The organism is Staphylococcus gallinarum, from assembly GCF_029774255.1.
Lineage (GTDB): Bacteria > Bacillota > Bacilli > Staphylococcales > Staphylococcaceae > Staphylococcus > Staphylococcus gallinarum.
In genome coordinates this window covers 2,265,925-2,289,533 of record NZ_CP069082.1, presented here as the reverse complement: position 1 = coordinate 2,289,533, position 23,609 = coordinate 2,265,925, and the positions used below count along the sequence as shown (strand labels likewise).

General features: G+C 33.0%; 21 protein-coding genes. 17 read left to right on the top strand and 4 right to left on the bottom strand.

Going from position 1 to position 23,609, the window contains the following annotated elements:
• The first annotated feature begins 100 nt into the window (after positions 1-100).
• Together JN168_RS10935 and cydC are read left to right on the top strand one after the other, a co-directional pair.
• The gene (locus JN168_RS10935; RefSeq protein WP_279525892.1) at positions 101-1,732 is read left to right on the top strand and encodes an ABC transporter ATP-binding protein/permease; all 1,632 of its coding nucleotides are present in this window, start codon (positions 101-103) and stop codon (positions 1,730-1,732) included.
• Complete coding sequence (gene cydC / locus JN168_RS10930) at positions 1,729-3,402, top strand: thiol reductant ABC exporter subunit CydC (RefSeq protein WP_279525891.1); 1,674 nt, start codon at positions 1,729-1,731, stop codon at positions 3,400-3,402. Before JN168_RS10935 ends, cydC begins: the two co-directional genes overlap by 4 nt.
• Before the next feature lie 87 nt (positions 3,403-3,489).
• Here cydC and mgrA read toward each other — a convergent pair whose 3' ends face one another.
• Complete coding sequence (mgrA, locus tag JN168_RS10925; RefSeq protein WP_042738161.1) at positions 3,490-3,933, bottom strand: global transcriptional regulator MgrA; 444 nt, start codon at positions 3,931-3,933, stop codon at positions 3,490-3,492.
• A gap of 222 nt (positions 3,934-4,155) precedes the next feature.
• On the opposite strand from mgrA, the gene JN168_RS10920 reads away from it, so the two are divergent.
• The 5 genes from JN168_RS10920 (at position 4,156) to mdh (ending at position 8,087) form a co-directional block, all read left to right on the top strand.
• Positions 4,156-5,088 carry a CobW family GTP-binding protein gene (locus JN168_RS10920; RefSeq protein WP_042738162.1) on the top strand — a complete coding sequence of 311 codons (933 nt, stop codon included), beginning with the start codon at positions 4,156-4,158 and terminating at the stop codon, positions 5,086-5,088.
• A gap of 27 nt (positions 5,089-5,115) precedes the next feature.
• Entirely contained in the window at positions 5,116-6,024 is a 909-nt protein-coding gene (locus JN168_RS10915; protein WP_042738163.1) for an aldo/keto reductase, read from the top strand.
• 25 nt (positions 6,025-6,049) lie between these two features.
• The gene (locus JN168_RS10910; protein ID WP_042738164.1) at positions 6,050-6,349 is read left to right on the top strand and encodes a hypothetical protein; all 300 of its coding nucleotides are present in this window, start codon (positions 6,050-6,052) and stop codon (positions 6,347-6,349) included.
• 76 nt (positions 6,350-6,425) lie between these two features.
• Positions 6,426-7,037, top strand: coding sequence for a DedA family protein (locus JN168_RS10905; RefSeq protein ID WP_042738165.1), 612 nt, complete (start codon positions 6,426-6,428; stop codon positions 7,035-7,037).
• Between the two features lie 111 nt (positions 7,038-7,148).
• Complete coding sequence (mdh, locus tag JN168_RS10900) at positions 7,149-8,087, top strand: malate dehydrogenase (protein WP_042738166.1); 939 nt, start codon at positions 7,149-7,151, stop codon at positions 8,085-8,087.
• 216 nt (positions 8,088-8,303) lie between these two features.
• Here the strand turns inward: mdh and JN168_RS10895 are convergent, their stop codons facing one another.
• The 3 genes from JN168_RS10895 to JN168_RS10885 form a co-directional block, all read right to left on the bottom strand.
• Complete coding sequence (locus JN168_RS10895; protein WP_042738167.1) at positions 8,304-8,579, bottom strand: hypothetical protein; 276 nt, start codon at positions 8,577-8,579, stop codon at positions 8,304-8,306.
• Positions 8,576-9,193, bottom strand: coding sequence for a DUF1361 domain-containing protein (locus JN168_RS10890; protein ID WP_279525890.1), 618 nt, complete (start codon positions 9,191-9,193; stop codon positions 8,576-8,578). Before JN168_RS10890 ends, JN168_RS10895 begins: the two co-directional genes overlap by 4 nt.
• A 464-nt stretch (positions 9,194-9,657) precedes the next feature.
• Positions 9,658-10,077: a PPC domain-containing DNA-binding protein gene (locus JN168_RS10885; RefSeq protein WP_042738169.1), complete on the bottom strand. Its 420-nt coding sequence runs from the start codon at positions 10,075-10,077 to the stop codon at positions 9,658-9,660.
• 322 nt (positions 10,078-10,399) lie between these two features.
• On the opposite strand from JN168_RS10885, the gene norA reads away from it, so the two are divergent.
• The 10 genes from norA to JN168_RS10835 all read left to right on the top strand — a co-directional run bounded on the left by norA (position 10,400) and on the right by JN168_RS10835 (position 23,499).
• Positions 10,400-11,560: a multidrug efflux MFS transporter NorA gene (gene norA / locus JN168_RS10880; RefSeq protein ID WP_042738170.1), complete on the top strand. Its 1,161-nt coding sequence runs from the start codon at positions 10,400-10,402 to the stop codon at positions 11,558-11,560.
• Between the two features lie 366 nt (positions 11,561-11,926).
• A complete protein-coding gene (locus JN168_RS10875; RefSeq protein WP_306669273.1) occupies positions 11,927-12,703 on the top strand; it encodes a hypothetical protein in 777 nt (258 codons plus the stop codon).
• A 205-nt stretch (positions 12,704-12,908) separates the two neighbouring features.
• Positions 12,909-13,364: a Cys-tRNA(Pro) deacylase gene (gene ybaK / locus JN168_RS10870; RefSeq protein WP_107512575.1), complete on the top strand. Its 456-nt coding sequence runs from the start codon at positions 12,909-12,911 to the stop codon at positions 13,362-13,364.
• A 217-nt stretch (positions 13,365-13,581) separates the two neighbouring features.
• Positions 13,582-14,343: a DeoR/GlpR family DNA-binding transcription regulator gene (locus JN168_RS10865; RefSeq protein WP_229366984.1), complete on the top strand. Its 762-nt coding sequence runs from the start codon at positions 13,582-13,584 to the stop codon at positions 14,341-14,343.
• A complete protein-coding gene (gene pfkB, locus JN168_RS10860) occupies positions 14,340-15,263 on the top strand; it encodes a 1-phosphofructokinase (RefSeq protein ID WP_042738173.1) in 924 nt (307 codons plus the stop codon). Before JN168_RS10865 ends, pfkB begins: the two co-directional genes overlap by 4 nt.
• 2 nt (positions 15,264-15,265) lie before the next feature.
• Complete coding sequence (locus JN168_RS10855; RefSeq protein WP_042738174.1) at positions 15,266-17,209, top strand: PTS fructose transporter subunit IIABC; 1,944 nt, start codon at positions 15,266-15,268, stop codon at positions 17,207-17,209.
• Positions 17,210-17,383: 174 nt separating this feature from the next.
• Complete coding sequence (nagA, locus tag JN168_RS10850; protein WP_042738175.1) at positions 17,384-18,553, top strand: N-acetylglucosamine-6-phosphate deacetylase; 1,170 nt, start codon at positions 17,384-17,386, stop codon at positions 18,551-18,553.
• Positions 18,554-18,821: 268 nt separating this feature from the next.
• Complete coding sequence (locus JN168_RS10845; RefSeq protein WP_042738176.1) at positions 18,822-20,171, top strand: hemolysin family protein; 1,350 nt, start codon at positions 18,822-18,824, stop codon at positions 20,169-20,171.
• A 183-nt stretch (positions 20,172-20,354) separates the two neighbouring features.
• On the top strand, positions 20,355-21,194 hold the full coding sequence (locus JN168_RS10840) for an aldo/keto reductase (RefSeq protein ID WP_107512572.1): 840 nt from the start codon (positions 20,355-20,357) through the stop codon (positions 21,192-21,194).
• Between the two features lie 1,240 nt (positions 21,195-22,434).
• The gene (locus JN168_RS10835) at positions 22,435-23,499 is read left to right on the top strand and encodes a glycosyltransferase family 2 protein (RefSeq protein WP_229366985.1); all 1,065 of its coding nucleotides are present in this window, start codon (positions 22,435-22,437) and stop codon (positions 23,497-23,499) included.
• The last annotated feature ends 110 nt before the right edge of the window (positions 23,500-23,609 follow it).

Here is a 23,609-nt window from a genome sequence, read left to right as displayed (position 1 = left end):
GACAGAAATATGAAACCACCATAAATTTTCCACTAAAATTTAATGCGAATTAATTCAACTTTCATAGAATAAGTTTATAATATGTGACAGGTGATATTTTGTGAAAAGATTAACAAATATGGTTTTACAATATAAAATTTATCCAATACTAATGTTTATATTTAGTATTTTATTAGCAATTACGGTTGTAATACAGAATGTTTCAATCGCAGAAATATTGAATAGGTTACTGCTAAAAACAAATCAAGATGTCGTCGTCATAATCACGATTACATTATTTATATTATTAGCTAGAGCGACCTTCAATACATTAAATCAACTCATGGGTGATAGATTAGCTCAGGTTGTTAAATATGATCTGCGACAACAATTAATATCAAAACAATCTGCAGCACCAATTGGCGCACAATTAAATACATTAACTCAAAATATCGACGGAATAACATCGTTTTTTAATGGTTATTTGCCACAAGTATTTAAATCTATGATGATTCCAATCTTTATTATTGTGGCGATGTGCTTTATCCATTTAAATACTGCATTAATAATGATTGTTACCGCACCATTTATTCCTTTGTTTTACATCATTTTCGGTTTAAAAACGCGGGATGAATCTAAAGATAAAATGATGTATCTAAATCAATTTAGCCAACAATTTTTGAATAAGGTGAAGGGATTAATTACATTAAAACTGTTTAATAAAACATCAGTAACTGAACAAGAATTATATAATGAGAGTACAACTTTCAGAGATCTAACTATGAAAATATTAAAAAGTGCTTTTTTATCAGGTTTAATGTTGGAATTTATTAGTATGTTAGGTATCGGATTAGTTGCATTAGAGGCTGGTTTAGGACTTATTCTATTTCATAATATTGATTTTAAGACAGCAGCGATAGCAATAATCTTAGCTCCTGAATTTTATAATGCAATCAAAGATTTAGGTCAATCCTTCCATACAGGAAAGCAGAGTGAAGGTGCCAGTGACGCAGTGTTTGAATTACTTGATCAATCTACTGTACCAGAGGAAAGACAATATAACGTCAATATCAATCAAATCCCACTTGTACAATTACGTAATGTTACTTATCGATACAAAGATGCGACACAAAATGCATTAAATAACATTAATCTTGATATCAATGAAGGTGATAATATTGCTTTAGTTGGGTCAAGCGGTGCAGGTAAATCAACATTAGCACAAGTTATCGCTCAACGATTTCGACCAATAGAGGGTAGTGTCTCCTTTAAATATAAAGATTTAAAGATTGGCTTTCTAAGTCAATCACCCTATATATTTAGTAGCTCAATTAAAGAAAATATTGCTATGTTTGATGATGTACCGGATGAGACAATTATTAAAGTGCTAGATGATGTAGGACTTAAGCAACAGGTTCTAGCATTGAAAAATGGTATTCATGCGGTGATAGGTGAAGGTGGAGAAATGTTATCAGGTGGACAAATGAGACGTATTGAACTTGCACGAATCTTATTACTGAGACCTGATTTATTGATCTTTGATGAGCCAGCGACGGGGCTTGATGTTAAGACAGAACATATTATTCAAGAGGTCTTGCTCACATCATTCCGGAAAACAACAATGATTACTATTGCACATCGTGCCCATACGATTAAAAATGCGAATAAATGTATTGAGATGAACAATGGTTGTGTGCAATCACAACGCACAACGCAACCTGTTCAATCATACAAGGATGGTGAAAGACGATGAAATCCCATATTAAATTTAAAGCAGATAGAGACTTAATACTTTCAATCGTCGTAGGTGTGGTAGGTAGTCTTGTAGCGCTAGGAATGTTCTTTTTAAGTGGATATATGGTTACCCAAAGTGCACTGGGGGCACCGTTATTTGCATTAATGGTACTCATTGTATCGGTGAAAATGTTTGGATTTTTACGTGCCATTGCGCGTTATATTGAACGTTTATTGTCACATCGGACTACATTTACAATGTTACGTAATGTAAGAGTTCAATTTTTTAAAAAATTGATTCCAGTGGTGCCAGATATTTATCGGAAATATAATTCAAGTGATTTAATTTCAAAAATGGTAGATCGGGTAGAAGCATTACAAAATATCTATCTAAGAGTGTATTATCCGCCTGTTGTAATAGGTATAACAGCAATAGTTGCTGGAATTGTAATGATTTATTTTTCGTATATACATGCAATAATCATATGTTTAAGTATGCTATTAACATTACTAGTTATTCCATGGTTAAGTGGTAAACGTGCCCGTCAGTTGAAAATAAAGGTGGATCGTGAACAAAGTGCCTTACTCAGTACATTTTATGATTATAAAGAAGGTTATGAAGAACTCGTGCGATTCAACCAAGTAGACCAATTTAAAACGGGATTACTACAAAAGTTAACTACATTTAAACAGGCTCAGGCGAGAGAGCAAAATTTCTTGACGCTATATGAGTATAGTTTGAATATTGTCTCCATGATCGCATTATTTGGAACTTTAGCTTTAGGGGCCTTTCAAGTTCAGCACCACGAATTAGATGTCGTGTATTTGACGAGTATTGTTTTAATGATGTTAACGTTATTTGAACAAGCGATACCAATGAGTAATGTTGCCTACTATAAAGCAGATACGGATGAATCACTAGCGAGTTTAAATGAAGTGATTGCACACCCAGTTAAGCAAGGTACACATGCGTTAGACCAGTCTGAGCAACAACCTTTGCTTGAACTTGAAAATGTAGCCTTTAAATATTGGAATCAATCACAAAACGTGCTGGAAAATATAAATTTAACAATCCATGAAGGTGAACAAATAGCGGTAATAGGACCGTCTGGTTCTGGTAAGAGTACGCTACTACAATTGATGCTAGGACTTTATCAAAGTGAGACTGGACAACTGAAGCTAAAGGGACAAGACATAATTGAGGTCGAAGATCAGTCCAAATATCAATATATAAATGCATTATTACAAGCTCAACAATTATTTGACGGTACTGTCAGAGAAAATTTGTTTACGGACAAAGATGATAAGTCAATTCGACAAGTATTTAATGATTTAGGATTACAACATATTGAATTAGATAGAGAAATAACATTAAGTGGAAACACTTTATCTGGAGGAGAAATACAGAGATTAGGCTTAGCAAGATTATTGTTGAAACAGGCTCCGTTATGGATATTAGATGAACCAACGACTGCATTAGATATTACGCATACAGATGCAATCATGGAAAAGATTCATACAGTGGCAGAAACATTAATCGTGGCTACGCATGATTTAAGATTGTTACCACACTTCGATAAAATTATTGTTATGATAGAAGGTCATATTGTAGAATCTGGAGATTATCATACACTGATAGCTAATAAAGGTTACTTATATCAAATGTTACAAATCAATAGAAGTGAATAAAAAAAGAGGGCTCAAATACGTTTGTGTTTGAGCTCTCAATATTACAAAATTTATAATTTGATTGTTTAACTTTAACTTAAGAAAAAATTATTTTGCTTTTTCTTCAGTAAAAGCATTAATTACTTTACTTAATAGGCGATTTAATTCATCTGACTCATCTGAGCTTAATGACGATGCCACAGCGACGTCTTGGCATGCAGTGTCTAACTCAGGACGAATTTCTTCGCTCTTCTCAGTTAAGTGAATAAATACTTCTCTTTGGTCTACTTCAGAACGTTCACGCTTAATTAAATCAACCTGTTCCATTCTTTTAAGTAGTGGTGATACAGTACCTGTATCAAGTGCCAACTCTGTTACGACCTTTTTAACATTTACGGGTGACTCAGACCATAAAATTGTTAAAACTAAAAATTGTGGGTAAGTAAGTTTGTATTTCTTAAAGACATTGTTTGAGTAGTAGCGATTTACTTGTCTTTGAGCATTATACAAACTGAAACAAAGTTGTTCCTTTAAATTAAGTTCTTCAGACATAAAGTTCTCCTCCAGACATTCTATCCGTTTTGTTCTCTCTGTATCGGACTGAATCCGTCTAATGTTGTGCGATACTACCTCCTGAATACTTTTGTGCTTTGCCATGCTAAAATAAAACCTGTACAAAAATTCGGAAGTCTTTTAATATTGTATCAAATAAAGACCTAATTATATAAGTATTTAAACTCTTATGCAAACATTTATTGGAAATGAGTGATAATTTTGAAAAATATTAAAAATCGAAAAATTTCTATCACAATCTTAACGGGGTTTCTAGGTAGTGGGAAAACTACATTTTTAAATAAATATGTAAGTTACCTATTAAACAACCAAGAAAAGCCACAAGTTATTGTTAATGAATACGGGAATTTAGATGTTGATAGCTATGCGCTCGGTAATCAAGTAGAGGTCGCATCTATATTAAATGGTTGCGTATGCTGTGATTCGCAACTAGATTTAATAAAACAATTAAAACATTTTATTAACGAAAGTGCAATGCACCATATAATAATTGAAGCAACTGGCATTGCCCATCCCATAGAAATTATAGCTGCATGTCAAGATCCAGAAATTGCTGAATATACTGATGTGCCTACTGTTATCGGCTTAGTTGATGGGCCACAATTTTTAAAAAGAAAGTTGTATACAAATAATACAAAAGATTTAATGGAAGAACAGTTAAAAGTGTGTCACGCAATTATTGTTAACAAAATGGATTTAATTGACAATGAAGCAAAAGAAAATTTGAAAGTATTAAAAGAGTTAAATCCTCATGCTGCAATTACATACACAACATATACAGAATGTGATATTGAGGAACTACTTAATGAGGCAAATATTGCCACACCATCAATGACTGGAGTTAAATATGGACATCATCATGGTATTAATAGTTTAGTTTATACCTTTACTAGTCCGATTGATAGACAACTATTTTATCAATTTATTTTACGGTTGCCTGATAATGTTCTAAGATTAAAGGGATATGTTAAGTTTCGAGATGCACCGATGGATACTTATGAATTTCAATATGCAAATGGATTGCCAGATTACCATGTTATTGATGAGGCAATGGAATTAAAGATTGTATTAATTGGCGAACAACTTGACATCAATCGATTACGCAATAAATTAGACGGATTACAATTCACATAATTAAAAAGGTAGAGGTGTGGTGCAATTATGGAAAAAGTTAAAATTAATCAACACGTATCTTTCTCTAAACTCATACAAGGATTTTGGAGGGCGAAAGACTGGAATTGGACGGCGCAAGAATTAAATAGATATATCAACGAATTACATGATAGAGGAATCACTACAATGGATCATGCCGATATTTATGGCAATTATAGTTGTGAAGGTATCTTTGGAGAGGCGTTAAAGTTATCACCGCAATTGCGTGAACAGTTAGAAATAGTGTCGAAATGTGGCATTGTTTTGCCGACAGACCGCATACCAAATGCAGATGGTCATCGCTATGATCACAGTAGTCAACATATTAAACGTTCAGTTGAACGCTCTCTTCAAGAGTTGAACGTGGAATATTTAGATTCACTACTCATCCATAGGCCATCACCATTAATGGATCCTGAAGAAATTACAGACGCGTTAAAGGTGTTGGTTACGGAAGGTAAGGTCAAGTCCTTTGGTGTGTCGAACTTTAACAAATCTCAATATGATTTAATAAATCGTAGTTTGGTTTGCGACAAACTACATATTACTGTCAATCAATTGGAGGTTTCACCATATACCTTAGATGCGCTTGATGATGGTATTATCAACCATATGTTTAAAGATGATGTTAAAATAATGGCATGGAGTCCTATGGCTGGTGGTAAATTGTTTGATCCGAAAGACGAAAGGTCACAACGCATCATGACTGTAATAACACCATTAACAGAAAAATATAATGTATCTACAAATAGTATTATTGTGGCTTGGTTAAATAAGCATCCTGCATCTATTATGCCAGTATTAGGTACACATAATATTAATAGAATAGATGAAGCAATAGATGGCTTTGGATTAACATTGACGGATCAAGAATGGTTTGATATTTATACGGCATCTTTAGGACATGACATAGCGTAATTTATTTGTAAGAGGAGTAAAAGTAATGAATAACCAAAATGAAACACATCGTAGAAAGCAACTTAAATTTGAACGTAACTTTATTAATATTCCATTTTTAGCATTTGCATTAATTATTGCGATATTAAATCTAAGCTTTCCGGATATAAATATAATGATGACATTATTTGGATTATTTTTCTTATATAATGGCGGCATTTTGTTCGTATCATTTATAAAACATTATAAACGAACTACAATTTTGTCATTAATATTAACCATCTTATCATTAACATTATTCGGTTTATCACTTTATTTATACGCAGCAGCAAACAATTTAATATAATATTTTCTATTTTAGCTAGGCTAAGAATTGGGAATTATAATCATAAAATAGATAATACGATTATAGGGGGAAATGAATGGAAGTCTGGATTACACACTTTATGGAGAAATTTGGTTATTGGGGAATCGCGTTTCTAATCTTTTTAGAAAATGTGTTTCCACCAATTCCTTCAGAAATTATATTAACCTTTGGTGGATTTATGACTACGAAATCTGATTTGAGTTTTCTTGGCGTTACTATCACATCAACGATTGGCTCAGTGTTAGGTGCTATTGTATTATATGGTATCGGCGCTTGGATAGGTGAACGAAATCTATATCGTTTTGTTAATCGCTATGGGAAAATATTACGTGTAAAGACCCAAGATTTAGATAAAACAATTGGTTGGTTTGAAAAGTATGGCTATTGGACGATATTTTTCTGTCGTTTTGTACCATTATTAAGAAGTTTGATTTCAATTCCAGCAGGCTTAACAAGAATGAACATGCCATTATTTATAATTTTTACCACGATAGGTACTCTGATTTGGAATATTGTATTAATTTATTTAGGGCAAGCTGTCGGTGGTAATTGGCATACGATTGTACATTATATGGATATATATTCACGTATTATCTATATCATTTTAGCTATTCTAATCATTTTCGTTATTTGGAAATGGTTAAAACGTTCTAAAAAGAATAAGTAAAGCTGATAAACCTAGTTAACTAAAATGAATCACTATTTTATTTGTGCTGAGACAATATATTTATTTCTGATGTTATAATAAAGATAATAAATTAATGATTGAAGGGATATTATGGCAAATAGAAAGGTTTCAATTATAGGAGCAGGTAATACAGGAGCAACATTGGCGTTCATTATCGCACAGCAAGAACTTGCAGATGTTGTAATGATTGACCGACCACACAACGAAGGTCAAGTTAAAGGTAAAGCTTTAGACATTTTAGAAAGTAGTCCTGTTTATGGCTTTGATGTTGATGTGAAAGGCTCTATCGATTATGCAGATACTGCAGATTCTGACATCGTGGTAATTACTGCAGGGGTTCCACGAAAGCCTGGAATGAGTAGAGATGACTTAGTTCAAGTAAATGAATCCGTCATGCATGATGTTACAACAAATATTGTTAAATATTCACCTGATTGTACAATCATTGTCTTGACTAATCCGGTTGATGCGATGACATATTCAGTAATAAAGGCATCTGGGTTCCCTAAATCACGAGTGATTGGTCAATCTGGAATCTTAGATACAGCAAGATATCAGACATTTATTGCGGAGGCACTTAATGTATCTGTAAAGGATATTAGAGGCTTGGTCTTAGGTGGTCATGGTGACACAATGGTACCTTTAGTAGATTCAACAAATGTCAACGGCATACCTTTAAGTAAGATGTTGGATAGTGATACAATTAAAAAAATTGTTGAACGTACTAGAAAGGGAGGAGCAGAAATTGTTGAATTATTAGGCAATGGTTCAGCATATTATGCACCTGCTTCAGCAATTTATAGTATGATTGCGGCAATTTTAAAGGATCAAAAGAGATTATTACCAAGTATTGCACTATTAGAAGGTGAATATGGTTTTACTGATATTTGTTTAGGCGTTCCAACTATTTTAGGAGCAAATGGAATTGAACAAGTTGTCGAGTTACAATTATCAGAAGATGAACAACAACAATTGCAAATTTCAGCTGATTCGGTGACTGAAGTAAAACAATCATTAACAAATAAATAAAAGACTACTATTAATAATAGTTATTTATAAAGCGTTTGGAACATAAACACCCAGCATTAAGCCCATCAAAGAACAAAAATCTTTGATGGGCTTGTTATTTATATCAATATTCCGTATTGTTATTGCTTGTTTATCTTGGGGGGGGCGAGCCTTGCTCTCGACATTCACCTTACGCCCTTAGGTGTCTCGCAAGCAATACGAAGTTCATATATGTTATTACATTTTAAATAAACAGATATAGACTGCTACATATTCGAAAAAGGTTAAGATATACATATATTTTAGTCTTAACTTGGCTTGTATTGGAACATCCCATTTATGATATCGGCGTTCATAGTAGAAGAGTTGTAAATAAAATAGACCAATACCAAGGGGAAAGCACATTAAGATAATACTTTTTTTGTAACTAAAGCCAATATCATGTAACAAATGACCAATGATAAGTTGAGCGATAATTAATACAATCACTAGGAGTATAATATTAAACGTCATTTGATAGCTCGCACTCCTTTCGTGAATGAAAATAATAAGACTTGTAGCACGACTAATAATAGAATAAAACCAAATGCATTTATATCAGTGCGTAATACGACCTCTTTAAATATTCGCATCGGTTCATTAATCAGATACACGGAATGTAATCTTAAAAAGCGACCGATAAATATCCCGAATCCATTTAAGAACATCATTATGACAATCAGCACATAATTTAACCATTTGTAATGTGTGAATCGTTCCATTTCTAAAAACATAATAGTTAAGAGGTATAGCGCAAATATGACTGCTGATACAAGAAAAGTAAAATACGCCCATTCAATTAGTATCAAGCCCTGATAAAAATTAAATGAAAATTGATTTAAATGTATTAGGTCTGTAACCATGTACAATGTGTTCGGGACCATCAATAAGAAAATAAGTGAAAAAATAATAAAAAGTGGCCATTCAAATTTAAATTTGGGTTTAAATAAATTGAGTAACAAACAAAGCTCAAATGGTACATAGGCTAGAAATAAGTTGAGTGTCATAAATTTATAAAAACTATTAAAGAATATAGATACAATCATTAAAATAAGAAAAACAGTTCTAGCAATATAACGTGCGCGCATATTCACACCTACCTTTTAATTATATTAAATAATAAATTTTAAAATATTTAACCTCGGAAGTATTGCACGTAATTCCCAGAGATAATAAAAAAATGTAGTTCCACATTTTTGAAATACAAATATACATAATACAAGTTGTAAAAATAAAAATCAATAATTGCTAATTTTTTGCAGTATTAATGTTGAAATATAATTAAGGTTAATGTGCAATCGATTGTGTGATATAAATACGTGGTATAAGTGGTGTAAGTGTTAAAAGCACTCAGTATCAAAAATCTCATGTAAAGAAGAAAGAGCCTAGGACAATAGTATTGAATGTATTCAGAAAATCGTGTGCAGTAATTAATCTGTATATAGTTCTGCTAAATTCCAAGTTAAATAGCAACATAATTACTGTCGATGATCAAGTACATAACAATACGCTTTGTCATACGCTCTTGAGTTAATCGATATATGATTTTTTACTATAGATTGAGTAGGTTAAGACCTATTTCATCATTGAACTTTCGGTTAATATCTAAATTTGTCATTGTGATAACAATTTCTGCTGTAGCAGAAACAGTTGCTTTCGATAAGTGACCACTATAAGTTTCATATTTGTTCGTGCCAAACGTCGCATGTAGATGTGCAAACGGTTGATCATCAATATGTGAAATGTTACCTAATAAGCTTGTTAATTCTAAAGGCTCTTGTATCAGTTTTTTCTCATAAGTTTTAGTTTCTAGATTATAGAAGTTTAATTCGACTTCAGAACAAGCGCCAATACCGCTCACAGTTCCAAATTTTCCATTTTTGTCACGAGCGATATCCGTTACTGCTTCTACGATATCTTCTCCTTGTTCTAACACTAGTACGATTGTATTATTATCTTCTTGATATACCATTCTCAATCACCGTCCTATCACTCTTTACCCATTATTATATACTGTAATAACGCATATTTCATAATTTACAGTAAAAAATAAAATTCTTCTATTGTGTTTTATAGTCTATATGTTATAGAATGTTCTAATATTATGTTTGCGACAATTATATAGGGAATAGGGTATAAGGTATTTATAGTTTAAAAAATGTGAGTTAATAAAATTTTATCTTAATTAAAAATTATAGTCTTTATTTGTTAAATAGGTTAAACATCTGTGAACTTCAATTTGAAAATGTAAATCGTACTTACTCTATCCAAAGCAATAGAATGGAGGGAGCCATGTGAATAAGCAATTTGTAATTTTATATTTTAATATTTTTCTAGTCTTTTTAGGTATTGGCTTAATTGTACCGGTACTACCAGTTTATCTTAAAGACTTAGGGCTTAATGGTAGTGATCTTGGAGTGCTAGTAGCAGCATTTGCACTTGCTCAAATGGTCATATCGCCTTTTGGAGGGACGTTAGCAGATAAACTTGGTAAAAAGTTAATCATTTGTATTGGATTGGCACTATTTGCGATATCTGAATTTTTATTTGCGGTAAGTCATTCATTTAGTTTGCTAATTATTTCAAGAATATTAGGTGGATTTAGTGCAGGGATGGTTATGCCTGGTGTAACAGGTATGATTGCCGACATTTCACCAGGAAAAGACAAAGCCAAAAATTTTGGATATATGTCTGCAATTATTAACTCTGGCTTTATTTTAGGACCTGGGCTAGGTGGATTTTTAGCAGAATTCTCACATAGATTACCATTCTTTGTTGCAGGTGGTAGTGGCTGTTTAGCCTTGGTATTATCTGTGATATTAATTAAAAATCCTAAGAATGAAACGCAAGATGGTTTTACAAAATATCAGCCAGAATTATTGTCTAAAATTAATTGGAAAGTGTTTATAACACCTATTGTTCTAACTTTGGTATTAGCATTTGGTCTATCAGCATTTGAGACATTGTTCCCGTTATATACTGCTGATAAAGCACATTATTCACCATTAGATATTTCATTTGCAATTACAGGTGGAGGCATCTTTGGTGCTATCTTCCAAGTATTTTTCTTCGATAAATTCATGAAATACTTTAAAGAATTGACATTTATCACATATGCACTGATATATTCAGCGTTAATTTTACTTGGATTGACTCTAGTGCATAGCTATTGGTCAATTATGATTATCAGTTTTGTTGTATTTATTGGTTTTGACATGATACGTCCAGCAATTACAAATTATTTTTCAAATATTGCAGCAGATCGTCAAGGATTTGCTGGTGGTCTCAACTCAACGTTTACAAGTATGGGGAACTTTATTGGTCCACTTGTAGCTGGAGGACTATATGATGTAAACTATGAATTTCCATTATATATGGCAGTATTGGTTATGCTATTAGGTATTTTTGTGATTTTTGTAGAAAAGTCTATCAGAAAGAAGTTTAATAAGGCTTAAAACTAAAAATGAACAATTAAACAATATGCTATTTAAATTATAGGCAGAGAATGATTAGGATAACTCAATTCTAATCATTCTCTTTTTTATTAGTTCAATTAGTCAATAAGTTCATAACGGTTTAAACACTGTTTTTATATGGGAGTAAAATGAGAAACAATTGCAGATATAGTAGAGATCAATAGCTGAATATTGGATTTAGTGGAGTGAAGTAAACATGACAATTGTATTAAATTGAATCATATTGCGTAATACTATTGTTACAGATATTACATTTGTTTTAAATTGTGGTCTATATAAGTTTTTTGTTAATTTTATGTGCTAATATGTAGAGAAATGTTAAAAGAAATGTGGGTATCTATATAAATGAGTATGAAAAATATAACTTTGGCTTTGTCAGCGATGGTATTAGCTAGTTGCTTAGTCTTGTTGTTATTTTTAGCAACACATCAAAACGCATTAGTTAAAGTGCATGAAAAGATTTCAAGTTATTCAGGTGTTGAAAGTGTGGTTGAAGCTAAAGATAAATCAAAGCAAGCACATAAACAAGATAAAGCGCAGAACGATAAGCATGAGGGAATTATTGAAGCATCAATGAAAAAGGATGAAAACGAAAAGCCGCATAACGCCAAGAATTTTGTTCCGATTGCACAGAATTCTACACATAACTTAGAAAATAATGCAGTTGGCAAAGCTAATTTACCTGAATTTAGTAAAGCCTTAGCTATTGCACAAAAAAAGGTGAATAACGATAATCATAGTAATAACCAATATAATGATTATGGTATAGATAGCACGTGTCAAGGTGTATACTATTATATTTTCACCTTTAAAAATGACAAGAATCCAGGATCTTATTATAGAGTCACTGTTAATACCCACAGTAATGCAGAAATCTTTGATAAATCATACCGAGTAACAGATAACCCATCACAAAATGCACCATGTATATCACCACAAGAATCTGAAGTCATAGCCCAAAAGTATGCAGCAGATCATTTAGGTGCGAATGCGAGCCTTAAACAAGTTAAGGAAGCTAAAGAGGGCATGTATTATACATTCATAGACTCTAAAACAGAAAATGAATGCAGAGTAGTTATTACTAAGGCGGGAGATGTTATTCAACAACCTGCACTAAAATAAACATCGAAACTGATTATACTACAGTCGCGTATGAATTGATTGTAGTCTAATAGTCAGTTATTTTTTTAGCGTTATTGATTTTTGAAATAAATTATAATAGGTAAAGTAAGCGATTAGCTAGTTTAATCATAATAAGAGGCGTACAATTGATTTAAAGAGAAGTAGATGAGGTGTATTTAACGTGAAATCCAAAAAAACAAATGCAATGCGGATGCTTGATCGTAATCATATAGACTATAAAGTTAACAACTATCCTGTTACTGAAGCACATATGGACGGTACTCGTGTAGCGCAACTCGTCGGAGTGAGTGTAGATGAGGTATTTAAGACCTTAGTATTAGAAAATGCACAACACGAGCATTTTGTATTTATCATTCCTGTTAATGCAACTTTAAATATGAAACTAGCAGCAAAGTCAGTAAAGGAAAAGAAACTTCATTTAATGCCACTTGATGATTTGAAGCGGGTGACTGGTTATGTGCGAGGTGGTTGTTCGCCAATAGGAATGAAAAAACTTTTCCCAACAGTCATAGATAGTCAGTCTGAACGATTAGACGCTGTTTATGTAAGTGGTGGTGAGAGAGGTACCCAAATTCAGATTAAAGTAACAGATTTAATAACACAAACTAAAGCACAAGTTACCTCAATTATTGAAAGTTAGCTGATTAACATTATATACAATGAAGTTACAGAGATGTATAAACGAGTAAAGTATTTGATCGTTTGTGCATCTTTTTTTGTTGTTTTCGAAATGAATGGGCAAAAAGTGACAAAAAGTTGAAAAATTTCAGAAATAATGATTGTTTTTGATTGTTTTTGATAAAATGTGATTGAAAAAAGAAAGCGGAAACATTATAATATCTTTGAGATGAGGTGAAATGATGATTACGGAAAAACGCCATGAGTTAATTTTGACTGAACTGTCAAAAAAAGACTTTCTAACGTTACAGGAATTGATTGATAGAACTGAATGTAGTGCTTCAACAATTAGAAGAGATTTATCTAAACTTCAGCAACTAGGTAAACTGAAAAGAGTTCATGGTGGCGCAACACTCAACCAATCATCTCTATTAGAACCTAATTTAGCAGATAAGCGCAGTACTAACCATAGAGAAAAGCAAGAAATAGGAAGATTAGCAGCACAGCAAATTGAAGATAATGATTGTATCTATTTAGATGCTGGTTCGACAACACTGGAAATGATTCCGTATATACAAGCGCAAGATATTATTGTTGTGACAAATGGTTTAACCCATGTTGAAGAGCTGTTAAAGCAAGGTATACGTACATTGATTATTGGTGGAGAAGTGAAATCTACGACATTTGCAACTGTCGGAGTTAGCGCGGTTGAAACACTGGATCGTTATCGCTTTGATAAGGCATTTCTCGGTATGAATGGTATTGATTTGAAATATGGATTGACGACTCCAGATGACCAAGAAGCCATTATTAAGAATAAAGCGATGGGCTTAGCAACACGAAATTTTGTGTTAGTAGACCATTCAAAATTTAACAAAGTGTATTTTGCACATGTGCCACTCTCTGATGAAGTGACATTAGTTACATCTAAGAAAGCAATAGAAGGTACGACGTTTCAATATTTTTCAGAAAAATACAATTTTATCGGGGGAACATTATGATTTACACAGTAACTTTTAACCCTTCTATCGATTATATAATGTTTGCACAAGGTTTCGAACTAGATGGTTTAAACCGTGCTACAGAAACATATAAATTTGCAGGAGGAAAGGGAATTAATGTATCAAGAGTATTAAAGACTTTAGACGTTTCGTCAACTGCATTAGGCTTTGCAGGAGGATTTCCTGGACAGTTTATCGAAGATACATTAGAGCAAGCAGATATTGCAACTCATTTTGTAAAGGTAGACGAGGATACCAGAATCAATGTGAAATTAAAGACTGGGAAAGAAACAGAAATTAATGCACCAGGACCTACTATTTCAGAGACTCAATTTTCAGATTTATTACAGCAAATAGAATCAACGACTCCCCAAGACACAGTTATCGTTGCGGGTAGCATTCCAAAAAGTGTACCAGCGGATGCTTATGAACAAATTGCAAAGATTACTAGTGAAACAGGTGCAAAGCTTGTAGTAGATGCTGAGAAAGATTTAGTAGAAAGTGTGTTGAAGTATAATCCGCTATTTATCAAGCCGAACAAAGATGAATTAGAGGTTATGTTTAATACAGAGATTACAACTGATAAACAAGTGATTAAGTATGCACATGAAATTTTAAATAAGGGTGCAGTGTCAGTCATTATTTCACTTGGTGGAGATGGAGCGATTTATGTTGATCGCAAACAAAGCTTTAAAGCTATTGTCCCAAATGGCCAAGTTATTAATACTGTTGGTTCAGGTGATAGCACAGTGGCAGGTATGGTTGCCGGTTTAGAAAATGGATTATCTGTGGGAGAAGCATTTAAACAAGCAGTATCAGCAGGGACTGCAACAGCGTTTAGCGAAGATTTAGCGACGCGTGATGCTATATCAGACATCCAGTCACAAGTTGAAATTAAGACACTAGATGGGAGTGTATAACTATGAGAATTACTGAGTTATTAACAAAAGACACGATAGCGATGGACCTTTCTTCAAACGATAAAAATGGAGTAATTGATGAATTAGTTAATCAATTAAACAAAGCTGGTAAATTAAATGATGTTACAGCCTTTAAAGAAGCAATTCATAATAGAGAATCACAAAGCACGACGGGAATTGGGGAAGGAATAGCAATACCGCACGCTAAGGTTGCAGCAGTGGACACACCAGCAATTGCGTTTGGGAAATCTAAAGCAGGTGTCGATTATCAAAGTTTAGATATGCAACCAGCGCATTTATTCTTTATGATTGCAGCACCGGAAGGCGGCGCACAAACGCATTTAGATGCATTAGCAAAATTATCAGGTATCTTAATGGATGAAGATGTTCGAAAGGATTTATTAAACGCATCATCTGAAAAAGAAGTATTGAATATTATTGATAGAGCTGATGATGAGGCAACCGAAGAAGAGGAAGCTTCAGAAGCAGCTGCAGCATCAGCAACAACATCTGCTGATAGCAATGAACCATATGTATTAGCTGTTACAGCATGTCCGACAGGTATCGCACATACGTATATGGCACGTGATGCATTGAAGAAACAAGCGGAAAAAATGGGCGTCAATATTAAAGTTGAAACAAATGGTTCAGGCGGAATTAAAAACCATCTAACAGCAGAAGATATTGAACGTGCTCAAGGAATTATCGTTGCGGCTGATGTTCATGTTGAAACGGATCGCTTCGATGGTAAAAATGTAATTGAAGTACCAGTTGCTGATGGTATCAAGCGACCTAAAGAGTTAATTGATATGGCTCAAGATACTTCAAGAACGCCATTTGTAGCAAGAGGAAATAGTAGTAAATCAGAAAGTTCGAATGAGAAACAAAGTGTCGGTAAGACAATTTATAAACACTTAATGAACGGTGTTTCTAATATGTTACCACTTGTTATTGCTGGTGGTATCTTGATGGCAATCGTCTTTTTATTTGGACCAAACTCATTTGATCCAAAAAGTTCAGAACATAATGCCTTTGCAGAGCAATTATGGAATATCGGTAAGAATAGTGCCTTTGCTTTAATTATTCCGATATTAGCTGGATATATCGCACGTAGTATTGCAGATAAACCAGGTTTCGCAGCAGGTTTAGTCGGTGGTATGCTAGCAGTTTCTGGTGATTCAGGATTTATTGGCGGTATTTTAGCAGGTTTCTTAGCAGGTTACTTAACACAAGGTATTAAAAAGGTGGTCAGTGGTTTACCACAAGCACTTGAAGGTTTAAAACCAACATTGATTTATCCAGTATTCTCTGTAGCAATTACTGGTTTACTAATGATCTATGTATTAAATCCACCAGCATCTTGGTTGAATAATTTATTACTTAATGGTTTACAAAGTTTATCAGGCACAAATATTATGTTACTAGGATTAGTTATTGGTGCAATGATGGCGATTGACATGGGTGGTCCTTTCAATAAGGCAGCATATGTATTCGCAACAGCGGCACTAACTGAAGGTAATGCGGCTCCAATTACAGCAGCAATGATTGGTGGTATGGTTCCTCCAATTGCTATTGCTACAGCAATGTTAATCTTTAAGAAGAAATTTACTAAAGAACAACGAGGTTCTATAGTACCAAACTATGTAATGGGTCTATCATTTATTACAGAGGGCGCGATTCCATTCGCAGCAGCTGACCCTATACGTGTTATTCCATCTATGATGGTTGGTTCAGGTGTTGCAGGTGCGATTGCACTTGGTTTAGGTTCTTCAATTCAAGCGCCACATGGTGGTATCTTCGTTATCGTTGGTACAGACTTTGGTCACGTATTACAATCGTTAATAGCAATTGTTATTGGTTCAATCGTTGCAGCGATTTTATATGGTATCTTGAAGCCTAAACTTGGAAAAGAAGAAATCCGTGCTTCAGAAGCAATGAATGAATAAGATGTGATATATTAAATTAATTCAGTAGAAAGGCGTTGCTAACGTATTTCTACTGAATTTTTTATTTTATATGAAATAAACTTAAGATTATAATATGGTAAATAATTTTGGTAAAATGGGAGAAAAGCGTCAGTGTGTGAAATGAGTAAAATAACGTAAAGAAGGTAGATAGGCATGGCAGAGTATGTAATTGAAAATGGTCGAATTTATACAGAGTATGAAACAATAGAAAAGGGTTATTTAATCATCAAAGCTGGTAAGATTGCCGGTGTAGGTAAAGGAAAATATGAAGGTGAACTGACTACATATGACGCACAAGGTCATCACGTATTACCAGGTTTTATTGATATTCATATTCACGGAGGATATGGTGAAGATGCAATGGATGCATCTGAAGACGGATTACAACATCTTGCAAAATCGTTATTATCTGAAGGAACAACGAGCTTTTTAGCAACGACAATGACACAATCAGATGATAATATTACGAAAGCTTTGAAAACAATTGTGAGCTATCAAAGTAAACATGATAAATACCAAGCAGCAGACATAGTTGGAATCCATCTAGAAGGGCCATTTATTTCTGAACATAAAGTAGGCGCACAGAATCCAGAATTTGTTCAACGACCTTCGATTGAAAAAGTACGACAATTTCAAAGCATTGCGAATGGTCAAATTAAAGTGATAACCTTTGCTCCTGAAGTGACTGGAGCCGAAGAAACATTAAATGCATTCCATGACAAAATTAAATTCTCAATAGGTCATACTGTTGCAACGTATGATGAGGTAAATAAAGCCGTATCACAAGGTGCTAAACATGTAACGCACTTATATAATGCTGGCACTGCATTTGAACATAGAGAGCCTGGTGTGTTTGGCGCTGCATGGACGAATGACGCATTGAGTACTGAACTGATTGTTGATGGTATTCATTCGCATCCTGCTGCTGTAAAGATTGCCTTTAAACAAAAAGGTAATGAGCAATTTTTCTTAATTACTGATGCTATGAGAGCTAAAGGTATGCCAGATGGTGAATATGATTTAGGTGGTCAAAATGTGCATGTACAAGGTGCTGAGGCAAGATTAGCTTCAGGAGCTTTAGCTGGCAGTATTTTAAAAATGAATGAAGGCCTAAATAATTTATTGAAATATACAGGCGAACCACTTGAGAAAGTTTGGCGTGTCACAAGTCTCAATCAAGCAATAGCATTAAATATTGATCATCAAAAAGGTAGCTTATCTGTGGGGAAAGATGCAGATATAGTTATTTTAGATGACGATCAACAAGTTTGTGCAACGATTAAAGAAGGTGAAATACACCAATTTGTTAAAAGATTATTTTAAAAGATAAAATAAAAAGAAAAATTAGAAAGTTGACTCAAACAAATTTTTGCGTTTAAATGTCTAGTTGAACAAATAAAATTTTGTAGTATAAATTAGATTGCAAGATTACATTATGATAAAATAAAGGAAATGCGTATTTTTAGGGAGGTGTTACAATGGGAAGGATTTAGTAATTAATTTAATAGTAGTACCAGATAAACAATTTTATGAACGGTCACCTATTGTGACACGAAATTTTGGAGGTGAATCCCTAGAAATAGGGAACTAATTGGAAACTGTGACCATAATGAACTTAGTTATATTTTTTCTTTTAATAGCATTGACGACGGTATTCGTCGGATCGGAGTTTGCACTTGTTAAAGTAAGAACGACAAGAATAGAACAACTTGCGTCAGAGGGCAATGGTAGCGCTCGAGTCGTGAAGAAGATGATTAAGAATTTAGACTATTATTTATCAGCATGTCAGTTAGGTATAACTGTTACATCTTTAGGACTTGGGTGGCTTGGTGAGCCGACATTTGATAAATTATTGCATCCATTGTTTGAATTGATTCACTTACCAGAGGCTTTGACTACAACCATTTCATTTATCGTAGCATTTATTGTAGTGACATATTTACATGTGGTACTTGGTGAATTGGCGCCTAAGACTTTGGCCATTCAATATACGGAGAAACTAGCTTTAATCTATGCTAGACCATTGTATTACTTTGGAACAGTAATGAAACCATTAATTTGGTTAATGAATGGATCAGCGAGAATGATTATTCGATTGTTTGGAGTTGATCCAGACGCTAATAACGATGCAATGTCTGAAGAAGAAATTAAAATCATAATAAACAACAGTTATAATGGCGGAGAAATTAATCAAACTGAGTTAGCTTATATGCAAAATATCTTCTCATTTGATGAACGCCACGCAAAGGATATCATGGTACCACGTACACAAATGATAACGTTAAATGAACCGTTTAATGTCGATGAATTATTAGAGACGATTAAAGAACATCAATTTACACGTTATCCTATTACTGAAGATGGTGATAAAGACCATGTGAAAGGCTTCGTAAATGTTAAAGAATTTTTAACAGAATATGCATCTGGTAAGCCAATTAAAGTAAGTAATTATATCCATGATTTACCAATGATTTCTGAAACAACACGTATCAGTGATGCTTTAATTCGTATGCAACGTGAGCATGTACATATGAGTCTTATTATTGATGAATATGGTGGTACAGCAGGTATTTTAACAATGGAAGATATATTAGAAGAAATTGTTGGTGAGATCCGAGACGAATTTGATGATGATGAAGTGAACGATGTAGTTAAATTAGCTGACAATAAATATCAAATTAATGGTCGAGTATTACTTGATGATTTAAATGATCAATTTGGTATTGAATTTGTTGATTCGGATGATATTGATACAATTGGTGGATGGTTACAAGCACACAATACCAATTTACAACAGAATGATTATGTCGATACTGAATACGATCGTTGGGTTATTTCAGAAATTGATAATCATCAAATCATTAGTGTTATATTAAAATATGAATTTAATGAAACACGTCCAACACCAGAGGATGAAGAAGACGAAGAAGAAAAAGATTAATTTTTGATTCTGAACTTGTCATAATTAATTAACCAGTTGAGCCTATGTAAAGGCTTAGCTGGTTTTTTTATGAGTTGATATTAGGATGAAAATCAATTATAAGCGCTGTTAGTATATTTTTATGGCAGTGTATATTAAAATGTAATGAACAATGATTTAAGTTATTGAAAGGGGATTTGCATCATGATTGAAGACGTTTATTATTTAAATAATAGTTACCCAATGCCTAAGGTTGGTCTCGGTGTATATAAAATTACAGAAGAAGAAATGGAGACATCTATTGAAGCGGCATTAGCAGCTGGTTATAGAGCATTTGATACTGCATATTTTTATAAAAATGAAATTGCACTTGGTAATGCACTCAAACATTCAGATATACCTCGCGAAGATTTATTTATTACTTCAAAATTATGGAATGATTATCAAGGTTATGATAAAACAATCGAATATTTTACCAAGTCTATTGAAAACCTTGGCACAGATTACTTAGATTTATTCCTTATTCATTGGCCATGTGAAGAAAATGATTTATTTATTGAAAGCTATAAAGCAATGGAAAAATTGTATGAAGAAGGTTGGGTACGTGCGATTGGTGTTTGCAACTTCAAACAACACCATTTGGAAAGGTTGATGGAAGAGACAGATGTGGTACCAGCAGTTAATCAAATTGAAGTACATCCTTACTTTAACCAACAAGAGTTGCAAGATTTTTGCGACAAGCATGATATAGCAGTAACCGCATGGATGCCGTTGATGAGAAATCAAGGACTACTAGATAATCCAATAATTACTGATATTGCGAAACGATATGATAAGACACCAGCACAAATTGTGTTACGTTGGCACCTTGCACATAATAGACTCATTATTCCTAAATCTAAAACACCAGACCGCATTAGAGAAAATATTGATATTTTTGATTTCAATTTGGAATTAACAGATATTGCTCAAATTGATAATTTAAATGTGAATGAAAGACAAGGTAAAGATCCTGATAAAGTAGCGATAGGCACTTTAAAATAACAGATTGGCAAATATAAGATATAACAAATGGAGTAGGGGCTAAATCTCCATTCGCAAAATAAGAGAGTTATTCCGTAAAGGATTAACTCTCTTTTATATTTAAACGCTATAATTATGAACGTATATCTTTGTCATAGCTTAAGATAAATAGATTTGAGTTTATAATTTCAAACGCATCATTTTTACCTATTGTGTCATTTTGTGTATGAATCGTTACAAATGACTGATTATTATAGAAAAAATAAGCATTATCTTGTAATAAAATACTTTCAAATTAAGTTTAATACTAAGTCATCAATGTCTAAAACTAATGTGGAACTATAATACATTGCTTAGTATTCAGGCGAGACTCCTGAGGGAACAGGACGAGCTGAAGACTACAGGCTGAAGCTGTCCCCTAAGAAAGCGAGCCAATAATACAAAATACTGTAAATAATAAAATGAGTTAGTGCGTTTTGATATAGTTACTGATTAATTATAAAAGATTACAACCAACACAAATTAAAGCAGCAGACCATAATGTAAAAAGGCATTAAAATAACATCAAAAATTATATAAGTATTCAGGCGAGACTCCTGAGGGAACAGGACGAGCTGAAGACTACAGGCTGAAGCTGTCCCCTAGGAAAGCGAGCCAATAATACAAAATACTGTAAATAATAAAATGAGTTAGTGCGTTTTGATATAGTTACTGATTAATTATAAAAGATTACAACCAACACAAATTAAAGCAGAAGATCATAATGTAAAAAGGCATTAAAATAACATCAAAAATTATATAAGTATTCAGGCGAGACTCCTGAGGGAACAGGACAAGCTGAAGACAACAGGCTGAAGCTGTCCCCTAGGAAAGCGAGCCAGTAATACAGAATACTGTAAATAATAAAATGAGTTAATGAGCGATTAGAATAAGTGCTTTTATGTATTAAATATAAAGTGAATTTGTTTTTATTATTAAAAAAGGGGAATAATTTAAAGACTTGAAACTAATTATAATTTTTATGCGTATTAGTTTTAGACTATTATATTATTGAATATATCAAACAAATGACGTCCATCCGTTATTAGATTTATAATGAAATCTAATCAAAAAAGCAATTATAATTTTAAAAAGATTAAGTTTTACACGTGAATATTAACAGAGTATAAAGATTGTGTAAATTCAAAGGATTAAGTTAGCATAAAGATGATTAATATTGATAAAGTAGGAATAGAAGTAACTGAAATGAAGGTGTTAAGGTATGCAAATAAGAGTAATTGTGCCTTGCTTTAATGAAGGTGAAGTAATATTAAAAACTTATCAACGTTTATCGGAGATATTATCAAAAGATAGTGCGCATCATCAATATGAATATGATTTATTATTTGTTGATGATGGAAGTAAAGATAAAACAATTAACTATATTCAAGAAGCAGCTACTAAAGATCAACACGTAAAATTCATCTCATTTAGTAGAAACTTCGGTAAAGAATCAGCTATGATAGCTGGTTATCAGCATAGTAAAGACTGTGATGCAGTAATTATGATAGATGCTGACTTGCAACATCCACCAGAATTAATCCCTAAAATGATTGAAGGCTACATGGATGGTTATGATCAAGTTGTAGCAAAAAGAGATAGAACAGGTGAAAAACAATCACGTAAAATTATGACACGCATTTATTACAAAGTAATCAATCGCTTTGTCGAAGACATTGAATTGGAAGATGGCGTTGGTGATTTTAGATTGTTAAGTCAACGTGCAGTTAATTCACTTACAGAGTTGGAGGAATGCAATCGTTTCTCTAAAGGTTTATACGAGTGGATTGGTTATAATACTAAAGTGTTTACCTATGAAAATGTTGAAAGAGAAGATGGCGAGTCCAAATGGTCATTTGGTAAATTGTTAAATTATGGTATTGATGGATTGTTATCATTTAATACAAAGCCACTGCGTGCAATGATTTATCTTGGATTATTTGTATTCTTTGTTAGTATACTTTACATTACATTTATTTTCGCAGGTATTATATTAAATGGAGTTAATACGCCAGGATACTTTTCAACTATAGCAGCTATATTACTACTTGGTGGTATTCAACTCATTTCTATAGGTGTTGTCGGTGAATATATTGGACGTATCTATTATGAAGTTAAAGCGCGACCTAAATATATAGTGCAAGCTTCTAATTTAAGTAATGATAAAGTGAAGTCGAATTTAAGTCATGATTTAGATTCAAATGTGACTACAGAGGATTTGAATAGCAATCATTTCAAATATAAGAGACACTATAGAAAAGATAAAGAGTTAGTTAATCATCGTTAATTTATAAAAAATTCAAAGTAAATAGTTCCACAATGATTATCCAGAGATAGTGATAATTATACTAAGTTGATTGCTTTGAATCATTTCAATAAAAGCTTCGTAATGTGCAG

Excerpts from the sequence above, each read along its gene's own strand:
- cydC (WP_279525891.1), top strand. The coding sequence starts at position 1,729 with ATGAAATCCCATATTAAATTTAAAGCAGATAGAGACTTAATACTTTCA.
- mgrA (WP_042738161.1), bottom strand. The coding sequence starts at position 3,933 with ATGTCTGAAGAACTTAATTTAAAGGAACAACTTTGTTTCAGTTTGTAT.
- JN168_RS10915 (WP_042738163.1), top strand. The coding sequence starts at position 5,116 with ATGGAAAAAGTTAAAATTAATCAACACGTATCTTTCTCTAAACTCATA.
- JN168_RS10910 (WP_042738164.1), top strand. The coding sequence starts at position 6,050 with ATGAATAACCAAAATGAAACACATCGTAGAAAGCAACTTAAATTTGAA.
- JN168_RS10905 (WP_042738165.1), top strand. The coding sequence starts at position 6,426 with ATGGAAGTCTGGATTACACACTTTATGGAGAAATTTGGTTATTGGGGA.
- mdh (WP_042738166.1), top strand. The coding sequence starts at position 7,149 with ATGGCAAATAGAAAGGTTTCAATTATAGGAGCAGGTAATACAGGAGCA.
- JN168_RS10895 (WP_042738167.1), bottom strand. The coding sequence starts at position 8,579 with ATGACGTTTAATATTATACTCCTAGTGATTGTATTAATTATCGCTCAA.
- JN168_RS10890 (WP_279525890.1), bottom strand. The coding sequence starts at position 9,193 with ATGCGCGCACGTTATATTGCTAGAACTGTTTTTCTTATTTTAATGATT.
- JN168_RS10885 (WP_042738169.1), bottom strand. The coding sequence starts at position 10,077 with ATGGTATATCAAGAAGATAATAATACAATCGTACTAGTGTTAGAACAA.
- JN168_RS10875 (WP_306669273.1), top strand. The coding sequence starts at position 11,927 with ATGAGTATGAAAAATATAACTTTGGCTTTGTCAGCGATGGTATTAGCT.
- ybaK (WP_107512575.1), top strand. The coding sequence starts at position 12,909 with ATGCGGATGCTTGATCGTAATCATATAGACTATAAAGTTAACAACTAT.
- JN168_RS10865 (WP_229366984.1), top strand. The coding sequence starts at position 13,582 with ATGATGATTACGGAAAAACGCCATGAGTTAATTTTGACTGAACTGTCA.
- pfkB (WP_042738173.1), top strand. The coding sequence starts at position 14,340 with ATGATTTACACAGTAACTTTTAACCCTTCTATCGATTATATAATGTTT.
- JN168_RS10855 (WP_042738174.1), top strand. The coding sequence starts at position 15,266 with ATGAGAATTACTGAGTTATTAACAAAAGACACGATAGCGATGGACCTT.
- nagA (WP_042738175.1), top strand. The coding sequence starts at position 17,384 with ATGGCAGAGTATGTAATTGAAAATGGTCGAATTTATACAGAGTATGAA.
- JN168_RS10840 (WP_107512572.1), top strand. The coding sequence starts at position 20,355 with ATGATTGAAGACGTTTATTATTTAAATAATAGTTACCCAATGCCTAAG.
- JN168_RS10835 (WP_229366985.1), top strand. The coding sequence starts at position 22,435 with ATGCAAATAAGAGTAATTGTGCCTTGCTTTAATGAAGGTGAAGTAATA.